The following is an 8,583-nucleotide window of genomic DNA, read 5'->3' on the forward strand; positions in this document are numbered from 1 at the left end:
CACGTTGGTGACCACCCCGACGTCGGCGCCGGCCTCGGCCGCCGCCACCGCCATCGCGGTGCCGATGCCCCCGCCGCCGCCTCCCACCACGATGCAGGCGCGACCCGACAGATCGATGCTGATCGCCACTCCTAACCCCTACGGGCCAGCTCTTCGGGAAGGAACGGGGACCAACCCCTCTCGAGGTGGTTGCCCCCGTCGACGTCGATGATCACGCCGGTGATGGAGGCCGCCTCGTCGGAGAGAAGGAACACCACGGCGTTGGCGATGTCCTCGGCGTCGGTAAGGCGCCCGAGCACCAGGTTCCGCCCCGCCGCCGCCCCGTCGTCGGCCCCCCAGAGGTTGCGGGTGGCGGTGGTGCGGGTGAGGCCGGGGGCCACGGCGTTCACCCTGATGTTCCGGGGACCGAGGTCCCGGGCCAGGGTCCGGGTCATGGTCTCGAGGGCGGACTTGGCGGCGGCGTAGGAGAGCATGGCCGGCGTGGTCTTCTTGGGGGAGCCGCTCGAGATGTTCACGACCGCTCCCCCGCCGTCCGCGAGCCCCCGTCGGACCGCCTCCTGGATCAGGGCCAGCGTGGGCCAGGTGTTGAGCGAAACCGTGGCCAGCAGGGTCTCCCGGTCCAGCTTCTCCCACGGCCCGTTGTAGGGCGCGCCCCCCACCGTGTTGGCCAGCAGGTCGAGGCGCCCGAAGCTGTCGAGGGCGGCGTCGACCAGGCGGGCGGGCAGGTCGTCGCTCTCGGCGGAGCCGGCCACCGCCGCCACCGTCAGACCCTCGTCGCGCAACTCCTTCTCGGTCGCCGTCAGCTGGGCCTGATCGCGCCCGTTGATCACCACGGCCGCGCCCTCGCGCGCCAGGCGGCGCGCCGTCGAGCGCCCGATGCTGGGGTTGGCGGACGAACCGGTGACTATCGCCACCTTTCCCTCGAAACGGCGGCTGGCGGGAGCGGTGTCCATGCGGCGATCCTACGGTGGTGACCGGCGCACCGTTCGAGAGGGGATCGGTGTCGATCCGGCTCTATCCGCACAACGAGCTGGACGCGACGGCGATCCTGACCGAGCTGTGCGCCCAGGCCCGGATCGCTCTCGAGTCGGGCTTCGACGGGCTGATGACCAGCGAGCACCACGGCGGGGTGGGCGGCTATCTGCCCAACCCGCTGCAGGTGGCCGGGTTCGTGCTCGAGGAGACCCCGCACGGCTGGACGGCGCCGTGCCCCCTTCTCCTCCCGCTCCGGGCCACCGCCCTGGTGGCCGAGGAGATCGCCTGGCTGGCCGCCCGCCATCCCGGTCGGGTCGGGTTGGGCGTGGCGTCGGGTGCCATGGAGCTGGACTTCGCGGCCATGGGTCTCGACGTGGCCGACTCGGCCGCCGTCTTCCGGGCCGAGCTGGCGCGCGTCGTCGACATGCTCCGCGGCCGCGACCTGCACGGCCTGGACGCCGACCGCGCCCTGCAGGCCTGCGCCGCCAACCCGATCCCCGTGCTGAGCGCCGCGGTGTCCCCGACCGCCTCCCGCCGGGCGGCGCGCTGCGGCGCCGGCATCCTCCTCGAGGGCATGTCGGCGCCGGACCGGCTGAAGGAGCTGTGCGACGCCTACGACGACGCGGGCGGGACCATGCCCAAGGTGCTGATCCGGCGGGTGTGGCTGGGCACGCAGCAGTCCGACCTGGTGGCGAGCCAGCGCCGCTTCTACCAGGGCGCCCGGGCCGACTCCATCCCCGCCGACCAGACCGTGACCACGCCCGACGGGGCCGAGATGGCCGGGATCCTGGCCGACCTGCAGCGCTCGACCGGCGCCGACGCCCTGAACCTGCGCATCCACCTGCCCGGCATGGACCCCGCCGCCGTGCGGGACCAGATCGCCGGCCTGGCTTCCGACGTCGTCCCCCGTCTGCACGCCTGACCGCGTCCCCCGCAGAAGGCCGCGCCCCACCGGGCTACCGTGCGGTCCGTTCCCTAGGAGGTGGGTGCGGCATGGGTGACGTCGTCTTCGGGATGCAGCTGCCGGTGCAGGCCCAGTCCAAGCTGATGGCCCAGCCGTGGGAGGCCGACGCCGGGCCGGCGGAGCTGGCGGCGGTGGCGCGGGCGGCCGATGCCGGGGGCTTCGACTACATCAGCGTCTGTGACCACGTCGCCATCCCCCGCGACCTGGCGCCGCGCATGACCACCACGTGGTACGACACGGTGGCGACGCTGTCATGGCTGGCGGGAGTGACCGAGAACGTCCGGCTGGCGTCCACGGTCTACATCCTCGCCTACCGCCATCCCCTCCTCACCGCCAAGGCCTTCTCGACCCTCGACGCCCTCTCGGGGGGGCGGGCGGTCCTCGGGGTGGGCGCCGGCCACGCCGAAGGGGAGTTCGTGGCGCTGGACGTGGACTTCCACCGCCGGGGCCGCCTGACCGACGAGGCGATCGCGACCCTGCGCGCCGCCTTCGCCGACGAATGGGTCGGGGACGTGGGCCAGACGCCGCGCCCGGTGCAGCCCGCCGGCCCGCCGATCTGGGTGGGCGGCTCCAGCCCGGCGGCGCGCAGGCGGGCGGCCAACCTCGGGGACGGCTGGCTCCCCCAGGGGCCGCCCGAGGACGGGATGGCGGCGGCGGTGGAGGGCATCAACCGCCTGCGCCAGTCGGCCGGGCGCGCCGAGCTCCCCTTCGCCATGGGCGGAACGATGAGGATCTACGTCGGGGACCCGGGGTGGGACGTGGGGGCGTGGTGCGTGACCGGAAAGCCCGACGCGGTGGCCGAGGCGGTGGCAGCTGACGCCGCCGTCGGCGTCACCCATCTGCAGGTCAGCTTCCCGTCGCGCACGTGCGACGAGCTGCTCGATCAGATGGCGGCGTTCTCCGAAGAGGTGGCCCCGCTGGTGGGCAGCAGGGGCTGAAAGCCGAAGATCCGGGCGGCTGTCCCCCCGAAGAAGTCCCGGCGCCCCGCCGGCGGGAGGAGGCGGGCGGCCCGCCGGGCCAGGGTGAGCAGGGCGCCGTAGTCGTCCCCGGTCTGGGGGTAGTCGGAGCCCCACAGCAGGCGCCCGGGCCCGAAGACGTCGGCCAGCTCCGCCACCAGCTCGGCGGGATCCCCGGCCGCCGCCGCCTCCCCGAGGAGGTGCGAGCTCACCTTGAGCACCACCTGTTCGTGGTCGCGCACCGCCAGCAGGGTCGAGCCGGGCGCGAGGCGGGCGTCCGTGAGATCGGGGAAAGCGCAGTGGTCGAGGGCCACGACCAGCTCGGGGAACCCGGCCAGGACCCCGGCGAGGGCCGCCAGCTGGTGGGAGAAGACGGTGAGCACGACGACCAGACCGGCGTCCCGCGCCGCGCCGAACACCGCCCGCACGCGGGCGCCGGCGGCCGACCGGGGCGAAGCGACCGCTTCCGCCTCCGCCCACGCCGAGCCCGGCGCCACCGCGAACAGCCGGACCCCGCACACGCCGGGGCGGCCGGCCAGGGTGCCCACGTCGGCCGCCAGCTCGGATGCGCTCCGGCTCCCGTCATCGAGGTCCACCGCCACCACGGCCCGCAGGGCCGGTCCGCCGCCGCCCACCGCGTCCAGGAGGTAGCCGTTGTCGTAGCCGTAGGCGCCGACGGGCTGGACCAGCACGGCGGCGGCCACGCCATGGTCCGCCATGACGGCGCGGAAGGCGCCGGCATCCCGGTGGGGAGCATCCCACCACCTGCGGCCGACACCCGTGGGCCGCAGCGGCTGGCGTAGCGCGTCGACGACGTGCACGTGGGTGTCGACGATCGGTTCCGTTTCCCCGGTGGGTCCCCTACCCCCCGCCTCCTCCCGCTGCCGGGGCGCCGACCCCACCGCGGGCCGTCCCCGCTCGTGGGGTGCCACGGCTCAGCCGGCCAGGACCCGGCGGGCGGCGGTGACCATGGCGGTGGCGGCACCGGATGCGGCCCGCTCGCGCACGATCGACGGGTTGAACACCTCGGTGGCCACGAACGGGTCGGCCCCGATGCCGTCGAGTGCGGCCAGGAGGGCCGGGAAGTCCACCATCCCCTCCCCGGGCAGGAGCCGGCCGTTCATCGCCTCGTCCATCGGCTCCGGACCGGGCTGCGCCGCCGCGTCGCAGAGCTGCAGGTAGGCGATGCGGTCACCGGGTATGCCGGCGAGGACGTCGGGGCACGGCCCTCCCGGCTGGCGCTGCCAGTGCCAGGCGTCGACCACGATGCCGACGTCGGCGGACAGGGGCCCGACGAGGTCCCAGGCCGCCGCCAGCGACGGCAGCCCGCTCCACGGGAGGAACTCGACGCACACCCGCGCTCCCGCCGCCGCCGCCGACTCGGCCAGACGACCGAGCCCGGCGCGCGCCCGCCCCGGCTCGGGCGCGACGGCGTCGAGGACGACCGCCAGGATCAGCCCGGCCCGGTGCTCGGCGGCCTGGGCGCTGAGGATCCGCGCCTCGTCCGCTGCCGCCTCCTCGTCGGGACCGGACCACAACAGCGCTCCCTCGACGACGGCAACCGGGACGGCCAGCGCCCCGGGGTCCCCGAGGGCCGCCAGCTGGTGCGACCAGACCGACAGCCCCGTGCAGCCGGCCCCGACCGCCGCCTCCGCCGCCGCCCGGATGTCGGCGTCCGACGCCGTGAACGGCTCGGCCAGCAGGGCGGCGGTGCACATGCCCACGTCGGTCCCGGCCCTCATGGCGCCCTCCTCACGGATCGATGGGACGGTTGGTCCAGCCCCGGGCCGCGCGTGCCGACCGGTACCACCCGCCGCCGGCCAGTGTGCCCCCGTCGGTCGGGATGGTGTGCCCGGTCACGAACGACGACAGGTCCGACGCCAGGAAGAGCACGGCGCGCGCCTGCTCGTCGGGGTGTCCCATCCGCCCGACCGGGACCCACTGCGGCCACATGTGCTGCTGGTCGGCCGGGATCCACTCGGAGTAGGGGACCTGCAGGCTCTCGGTCACATCGGGCCCGATCCCGTTGACGCGCACGCCGTGGCCGCCGACCTGCACGGCCAGGCTGCGGGTGAAGTGCACCGCCGCCGCCTTGTAGGCGGCGTAGACGGGGTCGACCGGGTAGCCCCGCAGCCCCTCGACCGACGAGACGTTGACGATCGCTCCCCGGCCCGCCGCCGTCATGGCTGGCAGGAAGGCCCGGGTCACCAGCAGGATGTGCAGGAAGTTGATCCGGTGCAGGTCGTCCCAGTGCTCGGGGCCTCCTGCGGCGAAACCGCCGACGTTGCGGATCCAGTCACCGGCGTTGTTGACCAGCACGTCGAGGCCGCCCCCGCCGTCGAGGACGCTCCGGCGCAGGTCCTCGACCTGGGCGGCGTCGGTCACGTCACAGACCAGCGGCGTGGCGCCGTGACCGGCGGCGGTGATGGCGGCGGCAGTGTCGGCGGCGCGGCCGCGGTCCACGTCCACCACGAACACGTGGGCCCCGTGCCGGGCCAGCAACCGGGAGGTGGCGGCACCGATGCCCGCCCCGCCGCCGGTGACCACGGCCGTGCGCCCCTCGAGCAGGGCCCCGGGCCCGTCGACGGGCGCAGTCACATGGCGTTGCTCTCGTCCAACCCCATGGTGGAGGGAGCCTGGTCGAACTTACGGATCATCGCCTGCACGGAGTACGACGCCATCAGCCGTCCGTCCTGGCTGAACACCCGGCCGTCCCCCTGGGCCAGCCCGCCCCCGGCATGGATGGCGGGGTTGGCGTAGAGGAACCACTGGTCGAGGGGCGCCTCGTCGTGGAAGGCGATGGAGATCGACATGATCCCCGTCGACAGCGTGACGTGGGCGTCGGCCTCCCCGAACCCGGGATGGGGGAGCATGGCGGCGCCGATGGTCCAGTGCCCGGTGGCCTGGGCCAGCAGGGCGTCGCGCAGGTGCTGCTCACCGGGGTCGTCCCGGAACCGCATCCAGGCGTAGATCTCGGGCGGCCCGACCTTGTCCGGGTCCGGGGAGTAGGCGCCGTCGACGATGCGCAGGTCGCGCCCGGTCACGCGCATGTCATAGGGCTCGGCGTCCTCGGGTCCCGGCACCTTCGGCATCTCCTGCTGGCCCCGGATGACGTCGCGGGCCCCGGAGTCGGCGAGGAACAGGCCCGGGGCCCGCAGCACGCCGTCCTGGTAGGTGCGCACCTCGACCGTCGAGAACGTCCGGCCCCTCCTCAGCACCTCGACGTGGAACTCGAGCGGGGCGTCGAACGACGCCGACTTGGGATAGGTCATGAACGCCGAGGTGACCCGCTGGCCGGGGACGCTCTTGGACGCGGCGACGATGGCCTGGGCCAGCATCTGGCTGCCCTCGACCACGTTGCGGGGCGTGGGGTAGGCCGGGCCCGAGAAGCGCCCCTCCCCGCCCGGCTGCACGTCGACCAGTCGCAGGAGGTCGGCTGCGTCCCCCCACGCCGGGAAGCGGTGGACCGAGACGGCGCCGTCGGGCCAGTCGTCGACGAGCTCGACGCGGACCCGGTCCTCGTAGAAGCACAGGTGGTCCCGGATGGCCTCCGTCTCCGGCAGCGGGGTGGGGTAGGCCCAGACCACGTTCTCGAGGGGCGGGTCGGACGCGGTCAGCGTCCAGTACTCGGCCTCCCCCTTGAACGGGCAGATGGTGTGGTGGTCGGTGGCGCTGAACAGGTCCAGGCGCACGTCCGCCTTCGGGAAGTACATCCGCAGCAGGTGGTCCTGCTCGTCGACCACCAGGCACGAGTCGCTCTCGGCGAGCAGGACGTCACCGAGCCACGCCCGCACCCGGCGCCGCTGGGGAACCACGTCGATGCGGTAGTCCGGGCGGCGCAGCCACGCCGACTCGAATTCAGCCATTTCCCCTCCTCGCCGGCAGGCTACTGACGATCAGACGTCGGCGCCCGCCCCGAATACGGACCGGTGGACGTACTCGGAGAGGCCGTCGACCAGCTCCTCCTCGGACAGGATCAGCTCGCCGCGCAGCACCGAGCGGTTCGAACCCTCGATCAGGGCGTAGATGCACAGGGCGGCGATCATCGGGTCGAACCCGCTGGCGCCGGCGGCCCGGATGCGGTCGGCCCACGCCGCCAGGGCCCGGCCCTGGTCGCGCAGCGCCGCCCGTCCGGCCCGGCTGTCCTCCTCGTCGCTCAGCGCCTCGGTCAGCGCCTGGAACACGGCGCCGTGGCGCTGGAGGGCGGCGCACACGCCGGTGATCCACTCGCGGATGGCGGAGAACCCGGCCGCACCAGGCTCGAGGGGCGGCATGGCCTCGGCCACGGCGCGGAACTCGGCGCCCACGTCCTCGTACACCGCGGCGAGCAGGTCGTCCTTGTCGGAGAAGTACACGTACACGGTCCCGTGGGCCGTGCCGGCCCGCTTGGCGATCCGCGCCATGCGCGCCCCGTGCCACCCGTAGGCGGCAAACTCGGTCACCGCCGCGTCCAGCAGCTTGGCCAGCGTGCGCCGGCCGTGGGCCCGGGTGGACCGGGAGTCGAGGGTCCGCGCCCAGGGCTCCCCGGTGGGCTCGCCTGCGCTCAGCTGGTGATCCCGAAGCGCTCCAGCCCGAAGGCCTTGATGGCGTTGCCCCGGGCCAGTTTGTAGATCTCCCCGTCGGACAGGCCGGCCTCCGAGGAGATCTTCTGGAGGGTCTCCCGGGAGTGGGGGAAGGTGGAGTCCGCGTGCGGGTAGTCGACCTCGAAGCAGATCTGGTCCATGCCCACCACGTCCCGGTTCCGGAGCCCGGTGGCGTCGTCGAAGATGCAGCCGTAGACCCGGCCGGGGATGTAGGACGACGGCGGGTTGGGCAGCCACGTGCCGAAGCTGTTGTTGGAGCGCTCCTCCCACAGCTTGTCGGCCCGCTCGAGGATGTAGGGCATCCAGCCCACCTGGCCCTCGGAGTAGGCGATGGTCAGGTCGGGGAAGCGCTCCAGGGTGCCGGAGAACAGGTAGTCGCACAGCGACCCCATGGCGTTTTGGAACGTAAGGGTCGAAGAGATGATGAACGGCGCATCGGGGGCGGTCGACGGCATCTTGGACGACGAGCCGATGTGCATGCAGACCACCGTCTCGGTCTCCGAGCAGGCCTGGAAGAACGGGTCCCAGAACCGGGCCTTGTCGTGGATCGAGGGCAGGCCCAGGGGATGGGGGTTCTCGGGGAAGGTCACGGCGTGGGAGCCCTTGGCGGCGCAGCGGCGGATCTCGGCCGCCGCGGCCTCGGGATCCCACAGCGGCACCATGGTGAGGGGGATCAGGCGCCCCGTGGCGTCGCCGGCGCACCACTCGTCGATCATCCAGTCGTTGTAGGCGGTCACGCAGTGACCGGCCAGCTCGTGATCGGCGCGCTCGTAGAAGGCCTGGCCGCAGAAGCGGGGCAGGGTGTTGGGGAAGCACACCGCGGCGTCGGTGTGGTTGGCGGCCATGTCGGCGAGGCGCTCGGCCTGGAGCCACGCCCCGGGGCGGATCTGGTCGAAGGTGGTCACCGAGAAGCCGAGCTCGTCGAAGCCCACCGCGGCCGACAGCATCATGAACGGGCTGACCAGGTCGTCGTAGTGCCACACGTCGCACCAGTCCCCGGCGTCGTCCTCCACCCAGCCCACCGCCCCGGAGCCCCCGGCCCCGTCGCCCACGAAGCGGATCTTCTGGCGCACTATGCGGGGGGCCCGGTCGGAGAACCGGGCCG

The 8,583-nt window shown here is 73.6% G+C and carries 9 protein-coding genes; 2 read left to right on the plus strand and 7 right to left on the minus strand.

The window, feature by feature from the left end; all coding sequences use genetic code 11:
* Positions 1–131: 131 nt before the first annotated feature.
* Positions 132–953: an SDR family oxidoreductase gene (locus VFW24_12130; protein HEX5267512.1), complete on the minus strand. Its 822-nt coding sequence runs from the start codon at positions 951–953 to the stop codon at positions 132–134.
* 17 nt (positions 954–970) lie between these two features.
* On the opposite strand from VFW24_12130, the gene VFW24_12135 reads away from it, so the two are divergent.
* Positions 971–1,897: an LLM class flavin-dependent oxidoreductase gene (locus VFW24_12135; protein ID HEX5267513.1), complete on the plus strand. Its 927-nt coding sequence runs from the start codon at positions 971–973 to the stop codon at positions 1,895–1,897.
* A 71-nt stretch (positions 1,898–1,968) separates the two neighbouring features.
* Positions 1,969–2,877 (plus strand): TIGR03619 family F420-dependent LLM class oxidoreductase, encoded by a 909-nt coding sequence (locus VFW24_12140; protein ID HEX5267514.1) that lies wholly within the window; start codon positions 1,969–1,971, stop codon positions 2,875–2,877.
* Here VFW24_12140 and VFW24_12145 read toward each other — a convergent pair.
* The 6 genes from VFW24_12145 to VFW24_12170 form a co-directional block, all read right to left on the minus strand.
* Positions 2,823–3,827, minus strand: a complete 1,005-nt coding sequence (locus tag VFW24_12145; protein HEX5267515.1) for an amidohydrolase family protein — start codon at positions 3,825–3,827, stop codon at positions 2,823–2,825. The genes VFW24_12140 and VFW24_12145 overlap by 55 nt on opposite strands.
* 3 nt (positions 3,828–3,830) lie before the next feature.
* Positions 3,831–4,637: a sugar phosphate isomerase/epimerase gene (locus VFW24_12150; protein ID HEX5267516.1), complete on the minus strand. Its 807-nt coding sequence runs from the start codon at positions 4,635–4,637 to the stop codon at positions 3,831–3,833.
* 10 nt (positions 4,638–4,647) lie between these two features.
* On the minus strand, positions 4,648–5,493 hold the full coding sequence (locus tag VFW24_12155) for an SDR family oxidoreductase (protein ID HEX5267517.1): 846 nt from the start codon (positions 5,491–5,493) through the stop codon (positions 4,648–4,650).
* A complete protein-coding gene (locus VFW24_12160; protein HEX5267518.1) occupies positions 5,490–6,761 on the minus strand; it encodes a DUF427 domain-containing protein in 1,272 nt (423 codons plus the stop codon). Before VFW24_12160 ends, VFW24_12155 begins: the two co-directional genes overlap by 4 nt.
* A 30-nt stretch (positions 6,762–6,791) precedes the next feature.
* Complete coding sequence (locus VFW24_12165; protein ID HEX5267519.1) at positions 6,792–7,442, minus strand: TetR/AcrR family transcriptional regulator; 651 nt, start codon at positions 7,440–7,442, stop codon at positions 6,792–6,794.
* Positions 7,439–8,583: amidohydrolase family protein (locus VFW24_12170; protein HEX5267520.1), on the minus strand; the 1,145-nt coding region annotated here is incomplete at its 5' end. The genes VFW24_12170 and VFW24_12165, both read right to left, overlap by 4 nt.

The sequence above is a fragment of the Acidimicrobiales bacterium genome (assembly GCA_036273495.1).
Taxonomy (GTDB): domain Bacteria; phylum Actinomycetota; class Acidimicrobiia; order Acidimicrobiales; family JAJPHE01; genus DASSEU01.